The organism is Streptomyces fradiae, assembly GCF_041270065.1.
Taxonomy (GTDB): Bacteria; Actinomycetota; Actinomycetes; order Streptomycetales; family Streptomycetaceae; genus Streptomyces.
Map to the genome: position 1 here is coordinate 6,387,183 of NZ_CP065958.1, position 26,220 is coordinate 6,413,402.

Annotated in this window: 27 protein-coding genes; 10 read left to right on the forward strand and 17 right to left on the reverse strand. The window is 74.1% G+C overall.

What is annotated here, in order from left to right:
• Positions 1 to 153: 153 nt before the first annotated feature.
• The 4 genes from JAO84_RS28935 to JAO84_RS28950 all read right to left on the reverse strand — a co-directional run bounded on the left by JAO84_RS28935 (position 154) and on the right by JAO84_RS28950 (position 4,246).
• Complete coding sequence (locus tag JAO84_RS28935; protein ID WP_370415454.1) at positions 154 to 891, reverse strand: ferritin-like domain-containing protein; 738 nt, start codon at positions 889 to 891, stop codon at positions 154 to 156.
• Positions 892 to 1,020: 129 nt separating this feature from the next.
• Complete coding sequence (locus JAO84_RS28940) at positions 1,021 to 2,301, reverse strand: HRDC domain-containing protein (protein ID WP_370415455.1); 1,281 nt, start codon at positions 2,299 to 2,301, stop codon at positions 1,021 to 1,023.
• 197 nt (positions 2,302 to 2,498) lie between these two features.
• Positions 2,499 to 3,164 (reverse strand): response regulator transcription factor, encoded by a 666-nt coding sequence (locus JAO84_RS28945; protein WP_017242457.1) that lies wholly within the window; start codon positions 3,162 to 3,164, stop codon positions 2,499 to 2,501.
• Positions 3,165 to 3,493: 329 nt separating this feature from the next.
• Entirely contained in the window at positions 3,494 to 4,246 is a 753-nt protein-coding gene (locus JAO84_RS28950; RefSeq protein ID WP_370415456.1) for a DUF3000 domain-containing protein, read from the reverse strand.
• A 91-nt stretch (positions 4,247 to 4,337) separates the two neighbouring features.
• On the opposite strand from JAO84_RS28950, the gene hemE reads away from it, so the two are divergent.
• Positions 4,338 to 5,414 (forward strand): uroporphyrinogen decarboxylase, encoded by a 1,077-nt coding sequence (hemE, locus tag JAO84_RS28955; RefSeq protein ID WP_370415457.1) that lies wholly within the window; start codon positions 4,338 to 4,340, stop codon positions 5,412 to 5,414.
• Positions 5,415 to 5,509: 95 nt separating this feature from the next.
• On the opposite strand, the gene JAO84_RS28960 is transcribed toward hemE, so the two are convergent.
• The gene (locus tag JAO84_RS28960) at positions 5,510 to 6,001 is read right to left on the reverse strand and encodes a hypothetical protein (protein ID WP_370415458.1); all 492 of its coding nucleotides are present in this window, start codon (positions 5,999 to 6,001) and stop codon (positions 5,510 to 5,512) included.
• Positions 6,002 to 6,067: 66 nt separating this feature from the next.
• Entirely contained in the window at positions 6,068 to 7,441 is a 1,374-nt protein-coding gene (locus JAO84_RS28965) for an FAD-dependent oxidoreductase (RefSeq protein WP_370415459.1), read from the reverse strand.
• Between the two features lie 173 nt (positions 7,442 to 7,614).
• Between JAO84_RS28965 and hemG the strand changes: the two genes are divergently transcribed.
• Both hemG and hemQ read left to right on the forward strand, forming a co-directional pair.
• Complete coding sequence (gene hemG / locus JAO84_RS28970) at positions 7,615 to 9,120, forward strand: protoporphyrinogen oxidase (RefSeq protein ID WP_370416887.1); 1,506 nt, start codon at positions 7,615 to 7,617, stop codon at positions 9,118 to 9,120.
• Positions 9,121 to 9,137: 17 nt separating this feature from the next.
• The gene (gene hemQ / locus JAO84_RS28975) at positions 9,138 to 9,851 is read left to right on the forward strand and encodes a hydrogen peroxide-dependent heme synthase (protein ID WP_370415460.1); all 714 of its coding nucleotides are present in this window, start codon (positions 9,138 to 9,140) and stop codon (positions 9,849 to 9,851) included.
• A 25-nt stretch (positions 9,852 to 9,876) separates the two neighbouring features.
• Here hemQ and JAO84_RS28980 read toward each other — a convergent pair whose 3' ends face one another.
• The 4 genes from JAO84_RS28980 to JAO84_RS28995 are packed head-to-tail and all read right to left on the reverse strand — an operon-like array spanning position 9,877 to position 14,849.
• The gene (locus tag JAO84_RS28980; RefSeq protein WP_370415461.1) at positions 9,877 to 11,556 is read right to left on the reverse strand and encodes an alpha/beta hydrolase; all 1,680 of its coding nucleotides are present in this window, start codon (positions 11,554 to 11,556) and stop codon (positions 9,877 to 9,879) included.
• 60 nt (positions 11,557 to 11,616) lie between these two features.
• Positions 11,617 to 12,399 (reverse strand): TIGR04222 domain-containing membrane protein, encoded by a 783-nt coding sequence (locus tag JAO84_RS28985; protein ID WP_370415462.1) that lies wholly within the window; start codon positions 12,397 to 12,399, stop codon positions 11,617 to 11,619.
• A gap of 42 nt (positions 12,400 to 12,441) precedes the next feature.
• On the reverse strand, positions 12,442 to 13,464 hold the full coding sequence (locus tag JAO84_RS28990; RefSeq protein WP_370415463.1) for a TIGR04222 domain-containing membrane protein: 1,023 nt from the start codon (positions 13,462 to 13,464) through the stop codon (positions 12,442 to 12,444).
• Positions 13,461 to 14,849, reverse strand: coding sequence for a DUF692 family multinuclear iron-containing protein (locus JAO84_RS28995; RefSeq protein WP_370416888.1), 1,389 nt, complete (start codon positions 14,847 to 14,849; stop codon positions 13,461 to 13,463). Before JAO84_RS28995 ends, JAO84_RS28990 begins: the two co-directional genes overlap by 4 nt.
• Positions 14,850 to 15,062: 213 nt before the next feature.
• Between JAO84_RS28995 and JAO84_RS29000 the strand changes: the two genes are divergently transcribed.
• A complete protein-coding gene (locus JAO84_RS29000; RefSeq protein WP_370415464.1) occupies positions 15,063 to 15,824 on the forward strand; it encodes a MerR family transcriptional regulator in 762 nt (253 codons plus the stop codon).
• A 15-nt stretch (positions 15,825 to 15,839) separates the two neighbouring features.
• Here the strand turns inward: JAO84_RS29000 and JAO84_RS29005 are convergent, their stop codons facing one another.
• Positions 15,840 to 16,556 carry a peptidyl-tRNA hydrolase gene (locus JAO84_RS29005; RefSeq protein WP_370415465.1) on the reverse strand — a complete coding sequence of 239 codons (717 nt, stop codon included), beginning with the start codon at positions 16,554 to 16,556 and terminating at the stop codon, positions 15,840 to 15,842.
• 87 nt (positions 16,557 to 16,643) lie between these two features.
• Between JAO84_RS29005 and JAO84_RS29010 the strand changes: the two genes are divergently transcribed.
• From JAO84_RS29010 to JAO84_RS29025, 4 genes are read left to right on the forward strand one after another with little or no spacing between them, the layout of a single operon-like run.
• Positions 16,644 to 17,318, forward strand: coding sequence for an AIM24 family protein (locus tag JAO84_RS29010; protein ID WP_370415466.1), 675 nt, complete (start codon positions 16,644 to 16,646; stop codon positions 17,316 to 17,318).
• A gap of 19 nt (positions 17,319 to 17,337) precedes the next feature.
• Positions 17,338 to 18,135, forward strand: a complete 798-nt coding sequence (locus tag JAO84_RS29015; RefSeq protein WP_370415467.1) for an ATP-binding cassette domain-containing protein — start codon at positions 17,338 to 17,340, stop codon at positions 18,133 to 18,135.
• Positions 18,132 to 18,782: an ABC transporter gene (locus JAO84_RS29020; RefSeq protein ID WP_370415468.1), complete on the forward strand. Its 651-nt coding sequence runs from the start codon at positions 18,132 to 18,134 to the stop codon at positions 18,780 to 18,782. The genes JAO84_RS29015 and JAO84_RS29020 overlap by 4 nt, the downstream gene beginning before the upstream one ends.
• A 14-nt stretch (positions 18,783 to 18,796) precedes the next feature.
• Positions 18,797 to 18,991, forward strand: coding sequence for a hypothetical protein (locus JAO84_RS29025; protein WP_370415469.1), 195 nt, complete (start codon positions 18,797 to 18,799; stop codon positions 18,989 to 18,991).
• 7 nt (positions 18,992 to 18,998) lie between these two features.
• Here the strand turns inward: JAO84_RS29025 and JAO84_RS29030 are convergent, their stop codons facing one another.
• Positions 18,999 to 19,877: a polysaccharide deacetylase family protein gene (locus tag JAO84_RS29030; protein WP_370415470.1), complete on the reverse strand. Its 879-nt coding sequence runs from the start codon at positions 19,875 to 19,877 to the stop codon at positions 18,999 to 19,001.
• A gap of 27 nt (positions 19,878 to 19,904) precedes the next feature.
• Entirely contained in the window at positions 19,905 to 20,102 is a 198-nt protein-coding gene (locus JAO84_RS29035; protein ID WP_265868421.1) for a hypothetical protein, read from the reverse strand.
• Positions 20,103 to 20,186: 84 nt separating this feature from the next.
• Here JAO84_RS29035 and JAO84_RS29040 point away from each other — a divergent pair, with 84 nt between their 5' ends.
• Positions 20,187 to 21,689: a helix-turn-helix domain-containing protein gene (locus JAO84_RS29040; RefSeq protein ID WP_370415471.1), complete on the forward strand. Its 1,503-nt coding sequence runs from the start codon at positions 20,187 to 20,189 to the stop codon at positions 21,687 to 21,689.
• Here JAO84_RS29040 and JAO84_RS29045 read toward each other — a convergent pair.
• Both JAO84_RS29045 and JAO84_RS29050 read right to left on the reverse strand, forming a co-directional pair.
• The gene (locus tag JAO84_RS29045) at positions 21,675 to 22,559 is read right to left on the reverse strand and encodes a PPK2 family polyphosphate kinase (RefSeq protein WP_370415472.1); all 885 of its coding nucleotides are present in this window, start codon (positions 22,557 to 22,559) and stop codon (positions 21,675 to 21,677) included. The genes JAO84_RS29040 and JAO84_RS29045 overlap by 15 nt on opposite strands.
• A 26-nt stretch (positions 22,560 to 22,585) precedes the next feature.
• Positions 22,586 to 23,218 carry a TetR family transcriptional regulator gene (locus JAO84_RS29050; protein WP_370415473.1) on the reverse strand — a complete coding sequence of 211 codons (633 nt, stop codon included), beginning with the start codon at positions 23,216 to 23,218 and terminating at the stop codon, positions 22,586 to 22,588.
• A gap of 68 nt (positions 23,219 to 23,286) precedes the next feature.
• Here JAO84_RS29050 and JAO84_RS29055 point away from each other — a divergent pair, with 68 nt between their 5' ends.
• A complete protein-coding gene (locus JAO84_RS29055; RefSeq protein WP_370415474.1) occupies positions 23,287 to 24,240 on the forward strand; it encodes an oxidoreductase in 954 nt (317 codons plus the stop codon).
• Here JAO84_RS29055 and JAO84_RS29060 read toward each other — a convergent pair whose 3' ends face one another.
• Both JAO84_RS29060 and JAO84_RS29065 read right to left on the reverse strand, forming a co-directional pair.
• Positions 24,241 to 25,650, reverse strand: a complete 1,410-nt coding sequence (locus JAO84_RS29060; protein ID WP_370415475.1) for an alkaline phosphatase PhoX — start codon at positions 25,648 to 25,650, stop codon at positions 24,241 to 24,243.
• 118 nt (positions 25,651 to 25,768) lie between these two features.
• Positions 25,769 to 26,197, reverse strand: a complete 429-nt coding sequence (locus tag JAO84_RS29065; protein ID WP_370415476.1) for an OsmC family protein — start codon at positions 26,195 to 26,197, stop codon at positions 25,769 to 25,771.
• Between the last annotated feature and the right edge of the window lie 23 nt (positions 26,198 to 26,220).

Here is a 26,220-nt window from a genome sequence, read left to right on the forward strand (position 1 = left end):
CGTCCTGGCCGATGGTGCTGGCGCTGAGCTTGATCGGGCTCTGGCCCGCGCTCCTTCTCGCGGCCGTCGCGCTGCCGGCGGTCTGGTCCGCGCGCCCGGCCCGTCGCCGGGCCGCCGCGGGCGTGCTCGCCCAGTTGCTCGGTGCCGGCCGGGTCAGTGATCCGGCAGAGGTGCCCGCCCGTCCATCGCCGCCGCCATCGGTCCCGAGTCCCGCAGGACGGCCCGGACGAAGGCGGTGCGGCGGAGGCCGAGGGCGCGGAGGGCCGGGCCGTGGTCGTGGGCGACGGTGAGGGCGGCGGCGGTGAGGAGGGACTGCCAGACGAGGGTGGCGGCGCGGCGGGCCGGGGGCGGGAAGGGGGCCAGGGACTCGCGGAGGCGGCGGCAGTGGAAGGGGACGTGGCGCTGTTCGTCGGCGAGGATGCGGGCGGCGACCTCGGCGGTCAGCGGGTCGGGGGAGCCGTCGCGCAGGGCGCGGTAGTAGTGCAGGGCGACCGCCTCGGCGACCATCAGGACCAGGAGTTCGGTACGCAGGCCGAGCAGGCGGCGCAGGCGTACGAAGGCGGTGTCGGTCCAGTGGCCCGGCAGGGTCGGGGCGTCCGCCGCGGCGAGCAGCAAGGCGAGGAGTCGGGCGTGGTTCTGCTCCTCGGCGACGAAGAGGGCGACCGCCTCGCCGTACACCGGGTCGCCGGCCCGGCGTGCCTTGGCCTTGAGCTGCGCGCCGTCGCCGTCCTCGCCGACCTGGAAGCGCTGGACGCTCCGGATCAGCGCGGCCGGCAGCCGGGCGCCGCGGGTCCAGTCGGGGTCGCCGAGGGCGTCCCGGCGGGCGCGCTCGGCGGTGAAGTCGTCGACCCAGTCCTCGTACCCGTTCGTCGTGCCTATCGTTTTGATCATGTTCAGAAACCTAGCGGCGGTTGAGCGTGTTCAAAACGACTTCGCCGGAGCGGTGACAGAACCGGGACACAGGACACGCAGAAGCCCCCGGTGCCTCTCCCGAGGCACCGGGGGCTTCTGCCGGTTCCCTTACGCGTTCGCCCGCAGCGCCTGCACAAGCAGCGGCGCCACCAGATGCACCTGCCAGGGGCGGGCGCCGTAGCCGCTGAGGGCGGCCTCGACCGCGTCCTCCGTCGGCTGCGGCGGCTCCCAGCAGACCCGGCGCACGGTGTCCGGGGTCATCAGGTTCTCCTGCGGCAGATGCAGCTGCTCCGCGAGCGCCGAGACCGCGGTACGGGCCGCGGACAGGCGCGCCGCGGCCGCCGGGTCCTTGTCCGCCCAGGCGCGCGGCGGCGGCGGGCCCGCCACCTGCTGGCCCGGCTGCGGCAGCTCGGCCTCCGGCAGCGCCTTCGCCCGGTCCACCGCCGCCTGCCACTGCTCCAGCTGACGCCGGCCCATCCGCTGCCCGAAGCCGGGCAGCGCGGAGAGCGCGCCCGCGTTCGGCGGCAGCGCCAGGGCCGCCTCGACGATCGCCGCGTCGCTCAGCACCTTGCCGGGGGAGACGTCGCGCCGCTGGGCGATCCGGTCACGGGTCGTCCACAGCTCCCGTACCACCGCCATCTGACGGCGCCGGCGCACCTTGTGCATGCCCGAGGTGCGGCGCCAGGGGTCCTTGCGCGGCGGCGCCGGCGGGGCCGAGGCGATCGCGTCGAACTCCTGCAGCGCCCACTCCAGCTTGCCCTGCCGGTCGAGCTCCTTCTCCAGCTCGTCGCGCAGGTCCACGAGGAGCTCCACGTCGAGCGCCGCGTAGCGCAGCCAGGGGTCGGGGAGCGGGCGGGTGGACCAGTCGACCGCGGAGTGGCCCTTCTCCAGGGCGAAACCGAGCACCGACTCGACCATCGCGCCCAGGCCCACCCGCGGGAAGCCCGCGAGCCGCCCGGCCAGCTCGGTGTCGAACAGCCGGCTCGGCAGCATGCCTATGTCCCGCAGGCAGGGCAGGTCCTGCGTCGCGGCGTGCAGGATCCACTCGGTCCCGTCGAGCGCCTCGCCGAGTCCGGACAGATCGGGGCAGCCCACGGGGTCGATCAGCGCGGTCCCCGCGCCCTCCCGGCGCAGCTGGACCAGATAGGCGCGCTGCCCGTAGCGGTAGCCGGACGCCCGTTCGGCGTCGACGGCGACGGGCCCGCGGCCGGCCGCGAAGGCGGCGACCACCTGCGCCAGGGCGTCCTCGGAGGCCACGACGGGCGGAATGCCCTCGCGGGGTTCGAGCAGCGGGATCGGCAGCCCACGCGGAGGGACGTCGTCGTCCGAGGGGGCGCCCCCGGTGGTTCGCAGTGCGGTGTCACTCGCGGTGTCTTGGGCGTCGGTCACCTGTCAAGGGTATCTGTGAATGGCAAGCGCCCAGCGACGGAACAGTCCGCGACATCGGATCCGAGTTCGGTTTCGCGTCGGATCGGAGCTGACCGGGACGCCGGGCCGTCGTGCGGACCCGGCGTCCCGATGAGAGGGAACGTTCCGTCGGTGGGCGCCCACCGTTCTTCACGCCCGGCGGGAGACCGGGCCGCCGCTCAGTGGATGATCCCGGTGCGCAGGGCCACCGCGACCATGCCGGCGCGGTCGCCGGTGCCCAGCTTGCGGGCGATGCGGGCGAGGTGGCTCTTCACCGTGAGGGCGGAGAGGCCCATGGAGACGCCGATCGCCTTGTTCGACTGGCCCTCGGCGACGAGGCGCAGGACCTCGACCTCGCGGCCGGAGAGCTCGCGGTAGCCGCCCGGGTGGCTCGGGGCACCCGGGGGGCGGCGGTGGCCGAGGCGGGCGGCCGCCGAGCCGATGGGGGCCGCGCCCGGGCGGGTGGGGTGGCCGATGTTGGTGCGGGTGCCGGTGACGACGTATCCCTTGACGCCGCCGGCGAGGGCGTTGCGCACGGCGCCGATGTCGTCGGCGGCGGAGAGGGCGAGGCCGTTGGGCCAGCCCGCCGCGCGGGTCTCGGACAGCAGCGTCAGACCGCTGCCGTCGGGCAGATGGACGTCGGCCACGCAGATGTCGCGCGGATTGCCGACGCGGGGACGGGCCTCCGCGATGGACGACGCCTCGATGACGTCGCGCACCCCGAGCGCCCACAGGTGGCGGGTGACGGTGGAGCGGACGCGCGGGTCGGCCACGACGACCATGGCCGTCGGCTTGTTCGGGCGGTAGGCGACCAGGCTTGCGGGCTGCTCGAGGAGAACGGACACCAGGCCTCCTGGGGAAGGTGCGGGACGGAGCCGGCTCGGGGAAGAAGCCGGGGGCGAACCCGTGCTGTGAAGGGGTCACTGACTCCTTCGGCACCTTGCCCGCCCGCCTTTAGGGAAAGATCACGATTTGGTGAGTAACAATTGGGGCAATTCGGACGCGTGATCGATCATCGTACGAGCCTCACGCGGTCGTGAGTCTTTCGGGGGACGGTCCGGCGGGCCCTTTCGAACGCTTTCGAGCCCTCGCGGGCCCGAAGCCGCCCGCGCCCCGACCGCGACCCGACCGAAAATGTCCGAAAAACGCCCCCGCGCCCCAGCCCCCACACTGGCTACGCCTGCTGCGGCCCCCGGCGCTGCGGCAGCGACACCACACCCGCCCCCGAGGTCGTCCCCGCGCCCGGCCCCGCCCCCGGGTCCGCCGGCGCCGGCGGAAGCCCCGCGACCTGGCACAGCAGATCGCACCAGGCCGCCAGGTGCGCCCCGGTGTCCGGCACCCCCGCCGGGCCCGCCTCCGGCGACCACGAGGCCCGGATCTCGATCTGCGTCGCCGGCCGCCGCTCCGCGAGTCCCCCGAAATAGTGGGAGCCCGCCATCGTGACGGTCCCGCTCGCCTCCCCGTACGCGAGCCCCCGCGCGTCCAGCGCCCCGGTCAGCCAGGACCAGCACACCTCCGGCAGCAGCGGGTCCGCCGCCATCTCCGGCTCCAGCTCCGCCCGTACCAGCGTCACCAGCCGGAAGGTGCCCTTCCAGGCCTCGTGCCCGGCCGGGTCGTGCAGCAGCACGAGCCGCCCGTCCGCCAGGTCCTCCTCGCCCGCCACCACCGCCGCCTCCAGGGCGTACGCGTGCGGGGCGAGCCGCTGCGGCGGGCGGGTCGGGTCGACCTCGATCTCCGGCCGCAGCCGGGCCGCGCGCAGCCCCTCGACCGCCCGCCGGAACGCGGCCGGCACGGGGTTCGTCTCGTGGGGATCCACGGAGTTCGTGGGATCCGTGGAATCCGTGGGATTCACCCTGTCGCCCGCCGTCTTCCTCGTCCCTCTGTCGCCGTCGGAATGATCGGAAAAATGTCCCTGAGCCGCAGCCATGCGGGGAAGAGTAGGCGGAACGGAGCCCGCGTGCGGGGAGGGACACCCGGGCCGGGCGAGCGGCTTCTCGCCACATGCGAAGATTCTGGGCGTGAGCGCCAACCACGGCCCCGAGGGGCAGCAGACGAAGCACCAGCCGCAGACGTACGACTCCGCCTTCCTCAAGGCGTGCCGGCGGGAGGCCGTGCCGCACACCCCGGTGTGGTTCATGCGGCAGGCCGGGCGGTCCCTGCCCGAGTACCTCAAGGTCCGCGAGGGCATCCCCATGCTCGAGTCCTGCATGCGGCCCGAGCTGGTCACCGAGATCACCCTGCAGCCGGTGCGCCGCCACAAGGTCGACGCCGCCATCTACTTCAGCGACATCGTCGTCCCCCTCAAGGCCATCGGCGTCGACCTCGACATCAAGCCCGGTGTCGGCCCGGTCGTCGCCGAGCCCATCCGCACCCGCGCAGACCTGGCCCGGCTGCGCGACCTCACCCCGGAGGACGTGCACTACGTCACCGAGGCCATCGGCATGCTCACCGCCGAGCTCGGCGCCACCCCGCTGATCGGCTTCGCCGGCGCCCCGTTCACCCTCGCGAGCTACCTCGTCGAGGGCGGCCCGTCGCGCAACCACGAGCACACCAAGGCGCTCATGTACGGCGACCCGCAGCTGTGGGCCGATCTGCTCGACCGCCTCGCCGAGATCACCTCGGCCTTCCTCAAGGTGCAGATCGAGGCCGGCGCCTCCGCCGTCCAGCTCTTCGACTCCTGGGTCGGCGCCCTCGCCCCGGCCGACTACCGCCGCTCGGTGATGCCCGCCTCCACCAAGGTCTTCGACGCGGTCGCCTCGTACGGCGTGCCGCGCATCCACTTCGGTGTCGGTACGGGCGAGCTGCTCGGCCTCATGGGCGAGGCGGGCGCCGACGTCGTCGGCGTCGACTGGCGGGTCCCGCTCGACGAGGCGGCCCGCCGGGTCGGACCGGGCAAGGCGCTCCAGGGCAACCTCGACCCGGCCGTGCTGTTCTCGACCCGGGAGGCCGTGGAGGCCAAGACGGACGAGGTCCTGGCCGCCGCGAAGGGCCTGGAGGGGCACGTCTTCAACCTCGGTCACGGGGTGCTGCCGACGACCGACCCGGACGCGCTGACCCGCCTGGTCGACCACGTCCACACGCGGACGGCGGTCTGACGGACCGAGGCCCGCAGCCGGACCGAGGCCCGAGCCGGAGCGAGGCCCGAGCCGGCACGGCGGCCCGCGCGAGAGCACGGGCACGGGCACGGGGGTCACACCTCGCAGTCGAAGGCCGGATTGCCCGTGCCGATCCGGCACACGTCGAGGCCGCTGTCACCGGTGACCACGCCCTCGTTCGTGGCGACCTGGATGTAGTCGTTCCCGGAGCCGCCGGCGACGAGGTTGGTCACCGTGCCGGCGACCCTGATGAGGTCGGAGTCCTCGGCGCCGACGATGAACCCGTTCACCGTGGCGGCCGACTGCGCCGTGATGCTGTCGCGGCCGGGTCCGCCGTAGACGAGACCGTTCACGGGCCCGGTCAGGGTGATGTAGTCGCTGCCGGCGCCGCCGTTGACGCTCTCCCCGGATTCGACCAGGGAGCAGACGATGATGTCGCTGCCGGGTGTGCCGTTCACGTTCGGGCCGGTGACCGGCACGCCGTTCACCGTGCACGAGGTCTGGGCGTGCGCCGGCGCGGCGCCGAGGGCGAGCGGGGCGAGGGCGAGGGAGGCGGCGCAGAGCGCGCGCAGTGTCTGTCGCATCATGCGATCAGTCGCGCACGGTGACGGAAGGCTCGCAACTCGTCACCATCCGTAACGCCGCCGCCCGGGTCACCCCGCCGCCCGTACGGCCGTCACCGCCTTCCGCGCCGCCACCAGGACCGGGTCCCACACCGGCGAGAACGGCGGCGCGTACCCCAGGTCCAGGGCCGTCATCTGCTCCACCGTCATCCCGGCCGTCAGCGCCACCGCCGCGATGTCCACCCGCTTCGCCGCGCCCTCGCGGCCCACGATCTGCACGCCGAGCAGCCGGCCGGTGCGGCGCTCCGCGAGCATCTTCACCGTCATCAGCGCCGCCCCCGGGTAGTAGCCCGCGCGGCTCGTCGACTCGATCGTGACCGTCACATAGCGCAGGCCCACCTCGCGGGCGTCCTTCTCGCGCAGCCCGGTCCGGGCGATCTCCAGGTCGCACACCTTGGACACCGCCGTGCCCACCACGCCCGGGAAGGTCGCGTAGCCGCCGCCCACGTTCGCACCGATCACCTGGCCGTGCTTGTTGGCGTGCGTGCCGAGCGCGATGTGCCGCTCGCGGCCCGACACCAGGTCGAGGACCTCCACGCAGTCGCCGCCGGCCCAGATGTTCTCGTGCCCCCGCACCCGCATCGCCAGATCGGTGAGCAGCCCGCCGTACGCGCCGAGGGGCAGCCCCGCCGCCCGCGCGAGGCCCGTCTCCGGCACCACACCCGTACCGAGGACGACCACGTCCGCCGGGTACTCGCCCGAGTCCGTCGCCACCGCCCGCACCCGGCCGTCCCCGCCGGTGAGGACCTTCCTCACCGGCGACGAGCCGACCGTGGTGATGCCCAGACCGTCCATCGCCTCGTGCACCAGCCGCCCCATGTCCGGGTCCAGGGTCGCCATCGGCTGCTCGCCCCGGTTCAGGACCGTCACCTCGAAGCCGTGGCCGAGCAGCGCCTCCGCCATCTCCACGCCGATGTACCCGGCGCCGACCACCACCGCCCGCCGGCCCTTCGCCCGGTCCAGCGAGGCCAGCAGCGCCTCCCCGTCGTCCAGGGTCTGCACCCCGTGCACGCCCGGCGCGTCGATGCCCGGCAGCGGCGGGCGCAGCGGCCGCGCCCCGGTCGCGATCACCAGCTTGTCGAAGCCGGTCCACGTCTCCGCGCCCGACTCCAGGTCCCGGGCGCGCACCCGCTGCCCGGCGACGTCGATCTCGACCACCTCGGTCCGGGTCCGCAGGTCGATGTCCCGGGCCCGGTGCTCCTCCGGGCTGCGGGCGATCAGCTTGTCCCGTACGGGTACGTCGCCGCCGACCCAGTACGGGATGCCGCAGGCCGAGTACGAGCTGAAGTGCCCCCGCTCGAAGGCGACGATCTCCAGTTCGTCCGGCCCCTTGAGCCTGCGCGCCTGCGAGGCGGCGGACATGCCCGCGGCGTCGCCCCCGATGACCACCAGTCGTTCGCTCATACGAACACGCTACGACGAAGGGTCCGTTCGGCCGGGGCCCTTCGGCCAGGGTCCGGAACCGGCCCGCCCGGGCGATTTGAGAGAGTGGTCCCATGGGCGCTGCCTCCCTGAGCACGGTCCCCAGGAGCGCCGCCCCCTGAGCACGGTCCCCAGGAGCGAGGAGCATGAGCCCGATGAACGCGAACGCGCAGCAGGTCGCGGGCGGTCCCGAGGTCGTCGTCGTGGGCGGCGGCATCTCCGGTCTCGCCGCGGCGCACCGACTCGTCACCGCGGGCGCCCGGGTGACCCTCCTGGAGGGCGGCGACCGGATCGGCGGAAAACTGCTCGCCGGGCAGATCGCCGGCGCCCCCGTGGACCTCGGTGCCGAGTCGCTGCTCGCCCGCCGCCCCGAGGCCGTCGCGCTCGCCGAACGGGTCGGCCTGGCCGGCCGCATCCAGGCCCCCGCCACCACCACCGCCTCCGTCTGGTCCCGCGGCGAGCTCGTGCCCATGCCGAAGGGCCATGTCATGGGCGTCCCCGCCGACGGCCGGGCCGTCGAGGGGCTGCTCTCCGCCGAGGCGGTCGAGCGGATCGGCCGCGACCGCGAACTCCCGCCGACCGAGATCGGCGAGGACATCGCCATCGGCGCGTACGTCGCCGAGCGCATGGGCCACGAGGTCGTCGACCGGCTCGTCGAACCCCTCCTCGGCGGCGTGTACGCGGGCGACGCGTACCGCATCTCCATGAAGGCCGCCGTCCCCGCGCTCTTCCACGCCGCCCGCGCGCACGCCACCCTCGGCGAGGCCGTCCGCGCCGTGCAGCGGGCCGGCGCGGCCACCCCGAGCGACGCGGCCGGCGCCGGTACGGGCCTGGGCGGGGCCGGTTCCACCGCGGGCCCCACGCCGGGCCCCGGCGGCGCCCCCTTCGCCGGCCTCGAAGGCGGCGTCGGCACCCTCCCGCTCGCCGTCGCCGACGCGATCCGCGCCGCCGGCGGCACGATCCTGACCCTTACCCCGGTCACGGAACTGCGCCGCACCGGCGCGACCGGCGGCTGGCAGGTCGTGACCCCGGACCGTACGTACACCGCCGACGCCGTCGTCCTCGCCACCCCCGCCGGGCCCGCCGCCGCGCTCCTCGGCGCCCACGCCCCGGCAGCGGCCACCGAACTGGCCGCCGTCGAGTACGCCTCCATGGCCCTGGTGACCCTCGCCTTCCAGCGCAGCGAGATCTCGGCCCTCCCGGGCTCCGGCTTCCTCGTCCCGCCCGTCGACGGCCACACCATCAAGGCCTCCACCTTCTCCAGCGCGAAGTGGCGCTGGGTGACCGACGGCGCCCCCGACCTCTTCGTCCTGCGCACCTCCGTCGGCCGGCACGGCGAGGAGGCGCAGGTGCACCGCGAGGACGCCGACCTCGTCGACGTCTCCCTCAAGGACCTGGCCGCCGCCACCGGACTCACCGCCCGGCCCGTCGCCTCCACCGTGACCCGCTGGCTCGGAGGGCTGCCCCAGTACCCGGTCGGCCACCTCGCCCGCGTCGAGCGGATCCGCGCCGCCGTCGCCGGCCTGCCCGGACTCGCCCTCGCGGGCGCCGTCTACGAGGGCGTCGGCATCCCCGCCTGCGTCGCCTCCGCCGAGCGCGCGGCCGACGAGATCATCGCCACGTCGAAAACCACCCACCCTGGTGCGGGGCACGCATCGTGACGGGCGAGAATAGGCGTATGAGTGCGCCCGAAAAGATCCCGAACGCCGGTAAGAAGGCGAAGGACCTCAACGAGGTCATCCGCTACACCCTGTGGTCTGTGTTCAAGCTGCGCGACGTTCTGCCCGAGGACCGGAGCGGCTACGCCGACGAGGTCCAGGAGCTGTTCGACCAGCTCGCCGCCAAGGACATCACCATCCGCGGCACGTACGACCTGTCCGGTCTGCGCGCCGACGCCGACGTGATGATCTGGTGGCACGCCGAGACGAGCGACGAGCTCCAGGAGGCGTACAGCCTCTTCCGCCGTACGAAGCTGGGCCGCGCCCTTGAGCCGGTCTGGTCGAACATGGCGCTGCACCGCCCCGCCGAGTTCAACAAGTCGCACATCCCGGCCTTCCTGGCCGACGAGACCCCCCGCGACTACGTCTCGGTCTACCCGTTCGTGCGCTCGTACGACTGGTACCTGCTGCCCGACGAGGACCGCCGCCGGATGCTCGCCGACCACGGCAAGATGGCCCGCGGCTACCCGGACGTGCGCGCCAACACGGTCGCCTCCTTCTCGCTCGGCGACTACGAGTGGATCCTCGCCTTCGAGGCCGACGAGCTGCACCGCATCGTCGACCTCATGCGTCACCTGCGCGGCTCCGAGGCGCGGATGCACGTCCGCGAGGAGATCCCGTTCTACACCGGCCGCCGCAAGAGCGTCGCCGACCTGGTGGCGGGCCTGGCCTGACGGCCTCCCCGCACCGTTGACCCGGTCACCGCCCGGCGCCCAGCCGGGCGGTGACCCCTTGACCCGGAAGATCAGACGGCCGGCGAAGCTTCGCCGCCCGCTCCAGCGACACCGGGTCCGGCTCCGGGTGCGGCGCGCATGACGCGCGCCGCACCGGCGTCCCTTCCGACGGGACCCTCGCCGCGTCCGGCACGGCGCCGGTGAGCAGATACCGCTCCAGATAGGCGTTCACGCAGGCGTTCGCGCCGCCCCCGATGCCGTGCGACCCGGCGTCCCGCTCGGTCACCAGCGCCGCGCCGCCCAGCCTGCGCTGCAACTCCAGGGCCCCTTCGTACGGCGCCGCCGCGTCCCGCTCCGCCGCCAGGATCAGCACCGGCGGCAGCACCCCGGGCCCCGTCCGTACGTCCAGCGGCTTCTGCCGCGGCGTCGTCCAGTACGCGCAGGGCAGGTTCGCCCACACGTTGTCCCAGGTCTCGAACGGCGCCTGGCGCGCGAGCCGCGTGTTGTCCCGGTCCCAGAGCGCGAAGTCCTCGGGCCACGGCGCGTCGTTGCACTCCACCGCCGTGTAGACGGCCCCCGCGTTCCCCGGATCGGCCACCTCGGCGCCCTCCGCACGCCCGGGCGGCGGATCGGCCGGACCCGCCTGCGCGACCAGCGGCTTCGGATCGCCCTTCAGATACGCGCCGAGGGCGCCCGCCCGCGCGGCCCAGAACCGGTCGTCGTACAGCGCCTGCAGCATCGCCGAATGCAGCTGCCCGGGCCCGACCTTCCCGCCCGCCGGCGCCGCCGCCAGCTCGGCCCGCACCTTCTCGTAGCTCCGCGCCACCTCGCCGGCCGTCGCGCCGAGCCCGTACACCTCGTCGTGCTTCGCCGCCCACGTACGGAAGTCCGTCCAGCGCCGCTCGAACGCCAGCGACTGGTCGAGGTTGTTCACGTACCAGACCTGCTCCGGCGCCGGGTTCACCGGCGCGTCGAACACCATCCGCCGCACCCGGTGCGGGAACAGCGACGCGTACAGGGCCCCGAAGTACGTGCCGTAGGACGCGCCCATGTACGTCAGCCGCCGCTCGCCCAGCGCCGCCCGCAGCACCTCCAGATCGCGGGCGTTGTTCAGCGAGTGGTAGTGCCGCAGGGCCGCGCCCGTACGCCGGGCACAGCCGTCGGCGTACGTCTTGGCGCGCGCGATCCGCTCCTGCTTGAACACCTCCGACGGCACGGTGGGCGCGAGCGTCGGCCCCTTCGTACGGTCCGCCGGGTCCTGGCACGACACCGGCGCCGACCGGCCCACCCCGCGCGGGGCATAGCCCACCAGGTCGTACGCGGCGGAGATCCGCTGCCAGGCCGGGAGCCCGGCGGCCAGCGGGAAGTACGTCGACGAGGCCCCCGGCCCGCCCGGGTTGTAGACCAGGGCGCCCTGCCGCTCGGCCGCCGGCCCCGAGGCCTTCACCCGGCTGACGGTGAGCGGGATCCGGGTGCCGTCCGGGTCCGCGTAGTCCAGCGGCACCCGCACGGTGCCGCACTCCACCGGCGCCGGCAGCTTCTCTGCCTTGGCACAGGGCCCGAAGGCGATCCCCGCGGCCGCCGCGGCCCGGGCGGCGGCGGTGACGCCCCGGCTCTCGGAGGGCGGGGCGTCGGCGCGGGGCACGGCGACGGCGGTGGGCGCGAGGAGAGCGGACAGCACGAGCGCGACGGACTTCATGCGCATCCCCTTCTAGGTGCGGGGCGGGGCTTCAGCGGACCCCAGCGCACCGCCCAAGTAAAGGATCTACGGCCGGTGTCGGGTGTCATGTACCCGAAAGGCGGTCCGGAAGGCGGCCCGCAGCTCCGGTTCGAGCACCGCCGTGCCCCGGCGGGCCAGGGCCGTCATCGGGTCGCGGGGCGAGAGCTCCGCGAGCAGCCGGCGCCCGGCGGGGGAGGCCCAGCAGCCGGGCGCGTCGGCGCGGGCGACCAGCAGGCACAGGCCCGCCGCGAGCAGCGGCAGCGCGAACCAGGCGAGCACCGGGCCGCGTTCGCCCTCCGGCACCAGCAGTGCCGCCGCCGCGCCGAGCCCCAGGGTCAGCAGGAACGCGGCCCGCAGTCCCCGGCCGCCCGCCACCGTGGCCCGCCGCGCGGGCTCCGGCAGCGCGAGCCCGCGCGCCACCAGGCCGTCCGCGAGCGCCCGTACACAGGCCGCCTCGGCCACCAGCGGCCGGACCGCCGGGATCGGCGACTGCCCGTCCGGGCCGATCGCCCCGAGCACCGTCCGCTCCAGCTCGTCCCGCCCGCCGGCCGCGTCCACGACCGTCGCCCAGCCGGTGTGCGCGAGCAGCACGAGCCGCGCCCGGTGCAGGCTCACCAGGGTCAGGTCGGCGACCCGCAGCGGCCCGCCCGCGAGGTACGCCGCCTCCAGGACGGTCAGTTCGGGCGCCGCGCCCCGCCCCAGCAGGTCGGCCGTGACGGCGTCCCGGCAGGCCCGCGCGCAGGCGATGCCGGTGACCACGAGGGCGACGAGGAACAGCGGGACCCAGACCATGATCCGGTTGTACGGCAGCGGGGCCGGGCCCGCCACCGGAAAACGGTCCTAGGGCCTGTCCGGCGCCCCAGGAGCGCACTACGAGCTGGAACCGCAGCTCGAACCGCTGCTGGAGGAGCAGGAACTGCCCGACGAGGACGAGCACGAACTGCCGCTGGACGAGGAGCAGCCGCTGACGCCGCCGCCCCCGGAGCACGAACTGCCGCTGGAGCACGAACTCCCGCCGCCCCCGCAGCCGCCGCCCTCGCCGCCGGCCGCCGCCGCGCACCACATCACGGGCAGCAGGGCGGCGTCGGACGAGGACGAGGAGGTGGACGGGTGGTGGTGGTGCGCGGCGGAGCGGCGCGGCGGCGGCGCCGGGCGGTAGCTGCGGGCCGTCGTGGCGAGCTGGTCGCGCAGTACGGGGTCGGGCAGCCCGGGCAGGCCCTGCAGGGTCACGAGCAGGGCCGGGTCCGCGACGGCCTGCGACCGGGCGAAGGCGTCGACCGCCGCCCGCCCCGCCGGAGTGACCCGCCGCTTCCCCGCGACCGCGCACATCACGGCCGCGGTCAGCGTGACCGCGAGCACCGGAAGCACCTTCAGGACGAAGGGCACCTGCCGCGGCCCGAAGCCGACGAGGTCGGGCAGCGAGAACATCAGGGCGAACAGCGTCGCCATGCCGCAGAACATGCCCACGAAGGCCCCCCACACGCCCGCCGAGCGGCACGCCCGCGGCTGCAGGATCAGCCCGCGCGCGGCGAGCCCGTCGCCGATCTCCTGCACCGCCGGGTGCCGCATCACGGCGAACCGCAGCGGGCCAAGGGCCGCCGTCAGCGCACTCGACAGCTCCTGGAGGACCGCCCGCTCGACCGGGTCGTACGCGGTCGGCCGCAGCACCTGCACGATGCCGGGGCCGCCCACCATGAGCCGCCCGTCCGCATGCAGGGCGGTGATCGCCGTGTCGGCGACCCGGGCCGGGCCGCCGTTGAGGAACGCCGTCTCGTAACGGTCGTGCACCGCGACGCCGCCGGGCGGGGTGCGCCGGATCCGGCGCAGCTTGGCGACGAGGACGGCGGCGAACGGAGTGAAGAACAGGTAGTAGAGGAAGGCGATGGTGTTCACTCCTTCTCACCCCTTCCCAGTGCGGTCTTGCCCAGTGCGGTCTTGCTCAGTGCGGTACGGATCCGGTGGCCGAGGCGGGCCGCCGGGCCGGGCGGCCGGATGCCCGCCCGTTCCCGCCACCAGGCGGTGAGGCGGGCGCGGGCCGCGTCGTCCTCGGGGCGGCCGGCGACGAGCAGCGTCTCGACGAAGTCGAGGGCGTCGTGCCGGTAGCCGTCGGTCATGGAGCGCTTCCGGGCATACGCGAGGAAGGCCGGCCGGTACTCCGCGCCGAGGATCTCCGGCAGCTCCGGCGCCACCTTCGCCACCACGTCCGCCCGCTTGGCCGCGAGCGCCCGGCTCTGCACGCCGAGCCGCTTCACGTCGAAGCCCTCCGGCGCGGGCGTCCCGGCGACCAGCGCGGAAAGCAGCGCGGCCTCGGCGAGGCCGACCCGCTGCCGGGCCGCCGCCGCGTCGACCGTACGGGGTGGGGGCACGGGTGCCGGCGTGCGTACAGGCACGGGCGCGACCGGCATCGCGCCGCCCGAGGCCCGGGCGCCCGCGCCGATCAGCAGCGGCCGGGACCGGGCGGTCTCCACCGTCGTACGGATCGCGGCCAGCTCGGCGGCCAGCTCCTCCGGCGCCGGGAACCGGTCGTCCCGCTCCAGGAGCACGCCCGGCGGGGCGACCCGCGCCGACAGGTCGGCGAGCACGTCGAGCACCGCCGGGGACACCGGGTGCGCGTGGGTGTCGTGCCAGACCCCGTCCCGCTCCAGGCCGCCCGCCACGTGCACGTACGCGAGGGACTCGACCGGCAGCGCGGACAGCGCCTCGGCCGGGTCCTCGCCCCGGTTGACGTGGTTGGTGTGCAGGTTGGCCACGTCGATGAGCAGCCGCACCCCCGTGCGCTCCACCAGCTCGGCCAGGAACTGCCCCTCCGTCAGCTCCTCGCCCGGCCAGGCGACCAGGGCGGCGATGTTCTCCAGGGCCAGCGGCACCGGCAGGGCGTCCTGCGCGATCCGCACGTTCTCGCAGAGCACGTCGAGGGCGTCCCAGGTGCGCGGCACCGGCAGCAGGTGCCCGGCCTCCAGGAGCGGCGTCGCGGTCAGCGGGCCCCCGGCCCGTACGAACGCGATGTGCTCCGTCACCAGCGGCGCCCCCAGCGCCTCCGCCTTCCGTGCGAGCGCGTCGAGCCGCCCGGCGTCGGGCCGGTCCGCCCCGCCGAGCCCGAGCGACACCCCGTGCGGCACGACGGTGACCCCGCGCCCCTTCAGCCGTACCAGGGAGTCGGGCAGGTGGCCGGCGCAGATGTTCTCGGCGACGACCTCCACCCAGTCGACCCCGGCCAGCGCCTCGACCGCCTCCGCGATCTCCGGCCGCCACCCGATCCCGACCCCGAGCTTCTTCATGTCCCCCATGTCCCCCTCCTTCGGTCCCTGGGGTGATGGCCCCGAAGCCGTCGTTCGAATCCGCACCGCCGCACCTTCAGAGCTTGATTTGAGGTTCGCGGCACGGGATGCCCATGGTGGTGGGACTTGAAGCTGCCGCTGCGGCAGCTTCTACGGTCGTGACCAGGGCCGGAGAGACCGGCCCGGTGAAGCGATCGTGAGGAGGAGGCGGGGATGGACTGGCCGATCGCGGAGGTCGCCCGGATGTCGGGCGTGACCGCCCGGACCCTGCGGCACTACGACGAGATCGGCCTGCTGCCGCCCGCGCGGATCGGCTCCAACGGCCACCGCTACTACGGCGAGCGCCAGCTGCTGCTCCTGCAGCAGATCCTCGTCCTGCGCGGGCTCGGCCTCGGCCTCGATGACATCGGCCGGGTCCTGGCCGAGCAGGTCGACGAGGTGGCGGCCCTGCGCGGGCACCACCGGCGGCTGCTCGCCGAACGGGACCGGCTCGACACCCTGGCCGCCACCGTCTCCTGCACGATCGCCGAACTGGAGCAGTCCAGGAAGGACGACGCGCCCATGACCGTCAACCGCCCCGAGAACCTGTTCGACGGCGTCCGGCCCGCGCAGTACGAGGAGTCCCTGCGCGACTTCCCCGAGCACGCCGAAGCGGTCGCCCGCCGGGTCGCCGCGATGACCCCCGAGGACATCGAGGCCGGGCAGCGCGAGCGCACGGCCCAGATGATCCGCCTCGCCGAACTCATGGCCGCGGGCCACCCCGCCGACGCCGAGCCCGTGCGGGCCGAGATCGACGCCCAGTACCGGGCCCTGATCGCGCTGCGCCCGGTGACCGCCGAGGAGTACCGCGCGATCGGCCGCTCCTGCGTCGACAACCCCGCCTGGCGCGCGGCCTACGAGGCCGTCGCGCCCGGCCTGGCCGCGTACCAGCGGGACGCCATCGAGGCCCATGCCGCGAGCCGGCTCGGCGACTGACCGTCCTTCCGCCGATCAGGCGCCGTCGGCCGCCCGGATCCCGAGCGCCGGGTACTCGGACACCACCGTGCACGAGCCCGGCGCGATCTCGGTGAAGCCCGCGTCCTGGACCACCGGGAGCTCGCCCGACGTGAGGTGCGGCCAGCGGGCCGGGTCGGCGGTGCGGACGGAGAGGGGGAAGCCGGCGGCGCGCCAGGCCTTGCGGTCGGCGTCGGACAGACGCCACCAGAGGAGCTGCGCGCCGTGGCCGGTCTGGGCCATCGTCTTGCCGGCCGACATGTCGAGCTCGGGGTTGAGCCACAGCACGGGCCACTCCGCCGGGGCCGGGCCCGGCGCCGCCGGGTCCTCCAGGTCGGTGCCCGAGACCTGGAGCCGGGCCAGGTCCTTGGGCCAGCCGTCCAGCGGGACCGGCGGGAAGACCCGTACCTCCGTGCCCTGAGCACTCGTCACCGTCAGACCCGGCAGGGCCTCCGCGCGGCGCCACTCCGCACCGCGCGCCCGGCGCACCACCTTGCGGATCCGGGCGTCCTGCCAGTCCTCGATGGCCCGCGCCCACTCGCCCTCGCCCTGCGAGCGCTCGTCCGCCAGGATCTCCAGGACCGCGCGGGCCGAGGTCTCCAGGGCGTCGGTACGGGCCGGGGGCGCGGCGCGCTCGATGCGCACCACGAGGGGGAGGACGAACTGCGGCTTCTCGTCACGGGGATCGTTGTCAGGGAGGTCGTTGCTGCTCACCCGGCAAGTCTGCCACCGCGCGGCGGAAGCCTGCCCCGAGGGAGGGTTCCTTGTGGGAACGGGACGTTCCGGGACAGGATGCCTGCCATGAAGAGCGACCTTTTCAGCAAGGAACACCTCGCCGAGGCGGCGCAGATACCGGGGATGACCCTCCAGAACGCCAAGTCGGTCAAGTACACCGTCAACGGGGAGATGCACGCCCGGCAGGGCTCGATGGTCGCCTTCCGGGGGAACCTGCAGTTCGAGCACAAGAGCCAGGGCCTCGGCGGGCTGCTCAAGCGCGCCGTGACCGGCGAGGGCCTGGCGCTGATGGCCGTACGCGGCCAGGGCGAGGCGTGGTTCGCGCACGAGGCGCAGAACTGCTTCATCGTCGAGATCGAGCAGGGCGACGCGCTCACCGTCAACGGCCGCAACGTGCTGTGCTTCGACGCCACGCTGCACTACGAGATCAAGACGGTGAAGGGCGCCGGCATGACCGGCGGCGGCCTGTTCAACAGCGTCTTCACCGGCTACGGCAAGCTCGCCCTGATGTGCGAGGGCAACCCGATCGTCATCCCGGTCACCCCGCAGGCGCCCGTCTTCGTCGACACCGACGCCGTCGTCGGCTGGAGCGCCGATCTGCAGACCTCGCTGCACCGCTCGCAGTCCTTCGGCTCGATGATCCGCGGCGGCTCGGGCGAGGCGGTGCAACTGCGCCTGGACGGCCAGGGCTTCGTCGTCGTCCGCCCGAGCGAGGCCACCCCGCCGAAGGTGTCCAACTGACACCAGGGATTATGGCGGCGTGAGGTTCGAAGGCGTCGGGCGGCGGTACGGGCCGCGCGGACCCTGGGTGCTGCGCGGGGTCGGGTTCGCGCTGCCCGCGGGCACCCTGGTCCGGATCGGCGGCGGCAACGGCAGCGGCAAGTCGACCCTGCTGCGGCTCGTCGCGGGCATCGACGCGCCCGGCGAGGGCCGGATCACCGGCCGCCCGGCCCGTACCGCGTACGTCCCCGAGCGTTTCCCCGCCGCCCTCCCGCTCACCGCGGCCGGCTACCTCGTCCACCTCGGCCGCATCCAGGGCCTGGACCGGCGGACCGCCCGGGCCCGGGCGGGGGAGTGGCTGGAACGCTTCGGCGCGGCAGGCTACCGCGACACCCCGCTCGCCGAACTCTCCAAGGGCACCAGCCAGAAGGTGGCCGTCGCGCAGGCCCTGCTCGCCGAGCCGGGCCTCCTCGTCCTCGACGAGGCCTGGACCGGCCTCGACGCCGCCGCCCGCACCGAACTCGACCGCGCGGTGCGCGAACGCGTCGCCGCCGGCGCCCGGGTCGTCTTCGTCGACCACGACCCGCGCCGCCTCGCGGGCGAGCCGGACGCGGCGTACGAGGTGACGCAGGGCCGGGTCCGGCGCGCGGAACCCGCGCCGGTGCCGCCTCCCCGGCTCCGTATCACCGCGTCCGGAGGCACCGAGCTCCCGGCCGACGGCACGGTGGAGGACACCCGGGACGGACGGCTGACCCTCACCGTCGCAGCCGAACACTCCGACAAGGTGCTGCGGACGCTGCTCGACACCGGCTGGCACATCGAAGGGGTACGGCCATGAGCGCGCTGCTCCGCTACCAGGCCGCGCTGCTCCTGCGCTCCCAGCGCTGGCTCGCGCCCTTCCTCCTGTACGCGGCCTTCGTGGGCGTCGGCATCCAGGCGGGCGAGCCGGTGCTCGGCGCCCTCGGTTACGCGGTGGCCGGCCTGGTCCCGGTCGCGGCCTGGGCGGTCCGCATCTGCCTCAACCAGGAGCCGCCCGCCGCCCGCACCGTCATCGCGGCGGCCTCCGGCCGGGCCCGCGCCCATCTGGCGGCGGTCCTGACCGCCGCCGGCGCCACGTTCCTCGTCGGCGTCACCGCCGTCCTCGCGGTCACCGGGATGAGCGACCACCGTGTGGTCGCCCCGCTTCCGGCAGCCGTGGCGGGCATCGTGGGCGCGACCGTGTGCGTCCTGACGGGCACCGCGATCGGCGCCCTGACCACCCGCCCCCTGATCCGGGCCCGCGGCTGGTCCCTGACGACCCTGCTCCTCGCCTCGCTCCTCGGCCTGGTGACGACGGGCTCCCCGGCCGCCTCGGCGGTCTCGTCCCTGGTCGCCGCCTCGACCCCGGGCGCGGTCCCGTACCCCTGGCCGGCCCTGGCGGGTGCCGTGGCCCTCACGGCGGCGGCCGTGACCCTGGCATGCAAGGCCACGGCCTGGCGCGAGTGAGTACGCTCGAAGACATGACCGAGGACACCTCGTACTGCGCCCCGGCGGACGGACCCACCCCGCCGGCCACGCCCACGGCCGCCGACGGCCCCTTCGCGGCCTGCGTCCTGTGCCAGGAACCGACCGAGTACCCCGAGTCGACCAAGGGCATCGTGCTCTGCCCGGTGTGCGAGTGGCAGGAGGCCCAGCGCACGGCCTGCTCGGGGTAGCCGGTCGCTACCGGCTCATCAGCTCCGACACCTTCACGAAGCGGTAGCCCTTCGCCCGCAGCTCCGGGACGATGCGGCGGATGGCCTGCTCGGTGACCGGGGCGGCGCTGCGGGTGCAGTGCATGACGACCAGGGAGCCCGGCTTGACGCCGTCGAGGACCTGGTCGGCGACGGCGTCCGGGTCCTTGGCGAAGGCGTCGCCGCTGACCACGTCCCACTGGACCGCCGTGACGCCGGTCGGGGCGAGGGCGCGGCGGGCGGTGTCGTCGTAGCAGCCGCCGGGGAAGCGGAAGTACGGGACGACGTTGGTGGCCCCGGCGTCGCGGAAGGCGTCGAAGGCGCGCTGGACGTCGGCGGCCATGTCGGGGCGGGCGACGGTCGGCAGGCCGTAGCAGGGCTCCGCGAAGGCGTAGTGGCTGTAGGAGTGGTTGGCGATCTCGAACCGCGGATCGTTGCCGATGGACTTCGCCTGCTCCGGGTACTCCTCGGCCCAGCGGCCCGTCATGAAGACGGTCGCGTCCACCTTCAGGCGGCGGAGCGTGGCGATGAGCTGCGGGTTGTCGAAGTGCTCCCCGCGCGCCGCGCGCGGGCCCTGGTCGGCCGTCATGTCGGCGTCGAAGGTGAGCGCGACGACCTTCTCCGGGCTCTTGGCGCGGTGCGTGTACACGGCCGCGAGCCCGCCCGCCGCCGGCGCGAGCGTCGGCGGGGCCTTGCGGGCGGGTGCCTTGCGGACGGGCGGGGCGGGCGCGGCGGCCGGGTTGGCCGACTGGGTGGCTGGCGTGGAGGGTTTCGCGGGCGCCGGAGTGTCGGCCGCGCCCCCGCCGCAGCCGACGAGTACGGCACCCAACAGGGCGAGTGCCGACAGTCTTCGTACAGGAATGGTCACACCCGGAAAATATCCGATCAGATGCCCCTATCGTTCGCGGCTCGACAGCAGCAGCGCCCGAGTCCACGCGGTGAGCTGACGCACCATGGCCTGCGCGTGCGCCGCGCGGTCGCGGCGGAAGGGGAGGACGAGCAGGGCAGGGAGGAAGGCGAGCGTCACGAGGAGCAGGGGGAGGGTGGACACGAGGACGATGAGGGCGCGCTGGGCCCAGCGGAGAGTTCGCATGGGGAGAGGCTCGGCCGTCTGAGGGATGATGCGGAAGCCGCAACCGTTGCCGGTTCGGAGTCAATACCACCGGGGGATCGCACCATGACCGAAGTCGCCCGTGCGCGGGTCAACACGTCCGAGATCGAACGCGGGGTCGTGCCCGAAGTTGCGGAGCTCGGCAACGTGTTGAGGGAGCTGTTCAACAAGCTCGGCATCTCCCAGAGTCAGTATGCCCACCGTGTCCACCTCGACAAGTCGGTGGTCTCCCGCTTCCTCAGTGGCCGGCGGCTTGCCTCGCAGGAGTTCATCGACAGGCTCTTCTCCGAGGTGGAGGCCCACCTTGGCGCCCCGGTGAAACTGGAGGCCAAGGAAGTCGTCAAGGCTCAGCGTCTGAAGGCGCTGAGCGTCACCGACCCGGACGAGTTCCGCCTGGAGAAGCTCCGCGGCGAGCTGGCCCGCTCGCGGCGCGACGCCGAACGCGCCGACCGGAACGTCGAGGCCCTGCACGCGCTCCTGGAGAAGAAGGAGGCGGAGGCCCGCGCGGCCACCGACGAGCTCGACCGCCTCCGCCTCGACTGGGGCGCCGAGATCGCCGCCCTCCGCCAGGACCTCGCGGACGCGGAGGACCTGCGCCGGGACGCGGAGCGCCGTGGCGAGGAGCTGCGGGAGGAGGTCCTGCGCCTGGAGGGCGAGCTGTCGCGGCGGAACCCGGAGGGCGGCGCGGCGGGGCGGCTTCCGCTGGCGGTGTTCCAGGAGCAGCTGGAGGCGCTGTGGGAGGCGGAGGAGTTCGCGGAGGCGGGGCGGGAGCTGACGGAGGCGGCGTGGGCGCGGCCGCTGGAGGAGGTGGGGGCGTTGCTGGAGTGGCTGCGGAGCAGCGGCCGTGCCGACGTGACGCAGCACTTCGTGTCCGATGTCGGGCGGCTGAGGCCCCTGGACGATCTGCTGTGCTTCGCCCCGCAACTCGCCGGCGAGCGGGTTCGGCCGGCCGTCGCGGAGGCCTGGGCCTTCGCTCTCGCGTCAAGGATGACCGAACGTAATGCGGCTGTCCTTTACGACGGGCTGAAGAGGTGCGAGGCGGGTTCGAGTACCTACGCGGACTGGGTGCTGGCCACGGCGGTGCGACGCCTCCGGGAGACCGATCGGGTGACCGGTCTCGTGGTGAGCGCACTGGCGCACGAGCCGTCACCCGACCGGCTCCCGCGGACGTTGCGTGCCCTGGGAGGGCCTTCGAGGTCGGCCAGAGTATTCTCCTTCCCCGCCATGGCCGGCCTCGCCGAGGCGGGACGCACCGATGTCGCGGTACTCGTCATGGCCGATTACCTGGTGCGGCGGCACTCGCGGTACACGCTCGAACGGACCGTCCAGGCGCTCATGGAGCTGCCCGAGGCCCGGGTCGGAACCCTGCTCGACGTCATGGCCGGTCTCGAACCCGGACGCGGCACCGGCACCGCCGCCCAGGTCCTTGCCGCCGCCGACGACACCGCCCTCCTCGACCGCTTCCTCGCCGCCGTCGAGGCACACGGCGGGCTCGACCCGCTCGAAGAGCAGGTCCCGCGCGACCTTGCGCGCCGCATCAGGAAATGGCGCCGCTCACGAGGCGACTAGCCTCGCCCGGCACCCCGCCACATCAAAATCCGCCTCCGGATACCTCGGGTCCAGCTCCTCCAAATGCTCGAGCAGCAGCGAGCTGATCGCCCAGTTCCGGTACCACTTGTGGTCCGCCGGGACCAGGTACCAGGGGGTGCGGTCGGTGGCGCAGCGTTCCAGCGCGATGCCGTACGCCTCCTGGTACGCGGGCCACAGCGCGCGCTCCTCGATGTCGCCCGGGTTGAACTTCCAGTGCTTGTCGGGGTTGTCCAGGCGCTCCAGGAGGCGGGCGCGCTGCTCCTCGTAGGAGATGTGGAGGAAGACCTTGATGACGGTGACGCCCTCGTCGGCGAGGGACTTCTCGAAGCGGTCGATCTCGCCGTAGCGGTCCTCGATCACCTCACGCGCGGCCAGCTCGCGGACCCGGGCGATGAGGACGTCCTCGTAGTGGGAGCGGTCGAAGATGCCGATCTCGCCGGCGACGGGGAGGGCGCGGGTGATGCGCCAGAGGAAGGGGTGGGCGCGCTCCTCCTCCGTCGGGGCCTTGAAGGCGCGGATGCGGCAGCCGGAGGGGTTGAAGTGGCCGATGACGTGCTTGACGGTGCCGCCCTTGCCGCTGGTGTCCATGCCCTGGAGGACGAGGAGCAGCCGGCGCCCGTCGCCCGCGGTGCTCGCCGCGTACAGGCGTTCCTGGAGTTCGGCGAGGCGCGGGCCGAGCGCGGCGGTGGCGGCGGCGCCGGCCTTCTTGCCGTCCGGGCCGCCCGGCGTCCCGCCCGCGTCGTACGCGGAGAGGTCGATCCGCTCGCCGACGGGGAGCCGCAGCAGCTCCCGCACGGACCGGTCCCGCTGGTCCTGCTCGTCCCGCTGATCCCGCTTCTTCTTCGGCATACGCCCGCCCGCCCTTCTCGGTCCTGTCACCGATCCTGCGCGTCGAGCGCCGGTCGCACCACCGCGAAGGCCCGGTCGAGCAGGTCGAGCGGGTCGTCCGCCGCGTCGCTGTCGCCCCAGCGCTGCAGCGCCGTGTGGAAGGCGACGAGCGCGGTGCCGGCCGCGAGCCGTGGGTAGAGGTCGGCGGCCGGGTCGAGGCCCCGGCGGCGGGCCAGCTCCGCCGCGAGCGCCTCGCGCCACTCGGCCTGGCGCTCCAGGAAGCGGGCGAGCAGCGCGGGGGTGCGCAGGATCAGCTGGACCACCCGCAGGGCGCGGGCCGCGTGGTCGGGGTGCTGGTCGGTGCAGGCGAGGAGGGGTACGGCGAGGGCGTGGCGCAGCGCCGCGGACGCGGGCTCGTCCGCCGGGCGGGCGGCGAGGGCCGCGTGGATGTCGCCGCCCATCCCGGACAGGAACTGGACGACCACGTCCTCCTTGGACGCGAAGTAGCGGAAGAAGGTCCGCTTCGACACCCCCGCCTCGGCCGCGATCTCGTCCACGGTGACCGCGTCGAAGCCGCGCAGGGCGAGGAGCTGGAGCGCCGCCTCGGAGAGCTCGGTCGCGACGAGGAGGCGCTTGCGCTCGGCCAGCGAGAGAGGGGAGTCGGAGGTCATGGAACGCATCCTAGCGACACCCCTGTCACTCCGCGAAAAGCTTGACACCGAGTGACACCAGCGGCAACGTGTGCCGCATGACCGAACAGTCCAAGACCGAACCCTCGAAGTGGACCGCCGCCCGCATCCCCGACCTCACCGGCCGGACCTTCGTCGTCACCGGGGCCAACAGCGGCCTCGGCCTCGCCACCACCCGCGCCCTCGCCCGCCACGGCGCCGACGTCGTCCTCGCCGTCCGCGACGAGGCGAAGGGGCACACCGCCGCCGAACAGATCGCCCGCCGGCTCCCCGGCGCCCGGGAGCGGCTCGACGTCCGCCGGATCGACCTCGCCGACCTCGACTCCGTACGCGAGTTCGCCGCCAAGCTGCGCGCCGAGCGCCCCCGCCTCGACGTCCTCGTCAACAACGCGGGCGTCATGGCCCCGCCCCGCACCCTCAGCGCCCAGGGCCACGAACTCCAGTTCGCCGCCAACCACCTCGGCCACTTCGCGCTCACCGGGCTGCTGCTCGACCGCCTCGCCGCCACCGGCCGCGACCCCCGGGTCGTCACCGTCAGCAGCCTCCAGCACCGCAAGGGCACCCTCGACTTCGCCGACATCGACGGCGAACGCCGATACTCGCCCATGGGCCACTACAACCAGTCCAAGCTGGCGAACACTGTTTTCGGCCATGAACTGCACCGGCGGCTCACCGCCGCCGGCAGCCCCGTCCGCAGCGTCCTCGCCCACCCCGGCTACACCGCCACCAACCTCCAGAACGACACCCCGGTCGCCCTCGTCCGCTGGCTGTACGGCCGGGTCCTCGGCCCGCTGCTCGCCCAGGCGCCGGAGCGCGGCGCGCTGCCGCAGCTGTACGTGGCGACCGCCCCGGACATGGAGAGCGGCGCTTTCTACGGGCCCGACGGCCCCGGCGAACTGCGCGGCGCGCCCAAGCCGGTCGCCTACGCGCCGGCGGCGACCGATCCGGAGAACGGCCGCCGCCTGTGGGAGCTGTCCGAACGCCTCACCGGCGTCCGGTACGACCCCGCCTGATCAGCACCAAGGACCGCGCACCGCGAACGTCGTCCCCGGCGTGTAGCAGTTCACGTACATGGTCGAGCCGTCCGGCGAGAACGTCACCCCCGCGAACTCGCCCCACTCCGGGGCATCCGGAGTGCCGCCCGCCGCGGTAGCGGCTGATGTCACGGCCTGCGCGCCGCGCGCCACCGCGTACACCTCGCCGCGCCGGCTCACGCCGAACACGTGCTGCGCGCCGTTGCCGTCCTCGCACACCATCAGACCGCCGGTCGGCGACAGACAGATGTTGTCGGGCGACTCGCCCGGCAGCTGCACATCCGTGTCCGGGCCGAAGACGACGACGAGGGTGAGCCGGCGCCGCCCCGGCTCGTACTTCCACACCTGCCCGAAGTGGGCGCCCGCCGAGCCGTCCTTGGTCCGCGCGAACGACGACACGAAGTAGACGGCGCCTCCGGAGCGTTCGCCCCCGCCCCAGTAGCAGCCCTCCAGCTTCTGCGCGTGCGTGATCCCTCTCGGGCCGAAGTCCTGCAGCCGGATCGGCGTCCCGGCCGCCAGCGGATCCGGTACGGGCACCCACTCGACGCGCTCGAACCGCGTGCCCGGCTCCTGCACCACCGACAGATCGGGCACCCCCGGCACCCGCATCGCCTCAAGGGCGCCGCCCGCGCGCAGCGAACCCGTACCGCCCAGCGGCTTCTTGGGCAGGAAGCGGTAGAAGAGCCCGAAGGGGCGCTCGAAGGCGTCCTCCGTCTCGTAGACGATGCCGCTGTGCGGGTCGACGGCGACGGCCTCGTGCTGGAAGCGGCCCATCGCGGTCAGCGGCACCGCGCCCGTACGGCGCGGATCGGCGCCGTCGACCTCGAAGATGAAGCCGTGGTCCTTGGTGTAGCCGTTGGTGCCGGCCCGGTCCTCGGTCTCCTCGCAGGTCAGCCAGGTACGCCAAGGGGTGGGCCCGCCCGCGCAGTTGACGGCGGTGCCGGCGATGGCGACCCGCTCGTCGAGCACGGTGTCCTTCCGCCCGTCGAGGGTGAGGGCCGTGCAGCCGCCCTTGGCGGCCGGGTCGTAGGTCAGGCCGTCGACGACCGGCACGCCGATCCTCCCGGTGACCCGGTTCTCGTGGTTGCGGACCAGATGCACCCGGCCGCGGCGCCCCGCGAAGGCGCCCATCCCGTCGTGGTTGCTCGGCACCGGCCCCTCGCCGGAGCGGAGCCGATCGCCCTCCCGGGAGAGGACCCGGTACGAGAAGCCGGCCGGCAGATCGAGCAGCCCGGCCGGGTCGGGGACCAGCGGGCCGTAGCCGCTGGAGCGGAGGGGCGGCGCGGCGACGGCCGTGCCGGCGAAGAGTTCCGACAGCGCGCCGGAGAAGACGATCCCGGCGACGGACGCGCCGGTTCCGGTGAGGATCTGACGTCGTGTTGCGGACATGAGGCAACTCCTGTCTGGCGGTACAGGAAATGACGTGCGACCCGCATGTGTGTACCACGCACAGTGGTGACACGTGAACCACGCGGGCCGCACGTCGCCTCGTGAGAACGAGGAACGCTTACGCCAGTTCGGCCGTCAGCGTGATCGTCGTGCCCGTCAGCGCCTGGCTCACCGGGCAGTTCTTCTTCGCGTCCTCCGCCAGCTCCTGGAACCGGTCCGCGTCCAGGCTCGGCACCTCGCCGCGCACGGTGAGGTGGATGCCCGTGATGCCCTTGCCCGGCACGAAGGTGACGTCGGCCCTGGTCTCCAGACGGGTGGGCGGGGTGCCGTTCTTGGCGAGGACGTTGGAGAACGCCATGTTGTAGCAGGAGGAGTGCGCGGCGGCGATCAGCTCCTCGGGGCTGGTCCTCCCGTTGGCCGCCTCGTCGGTGCGAGCCGGCCAGGAGACGTCGTACGTGCCGAGACCGGACGAGTCGAGCGTCACGACGCCCTTCCCGCTGAGCAGGTCGCCCTCCCAGACGTTGTGGGCGGTACGCGTAGCGGCCATGGTGTGTCCCTTTCGATCGGGTA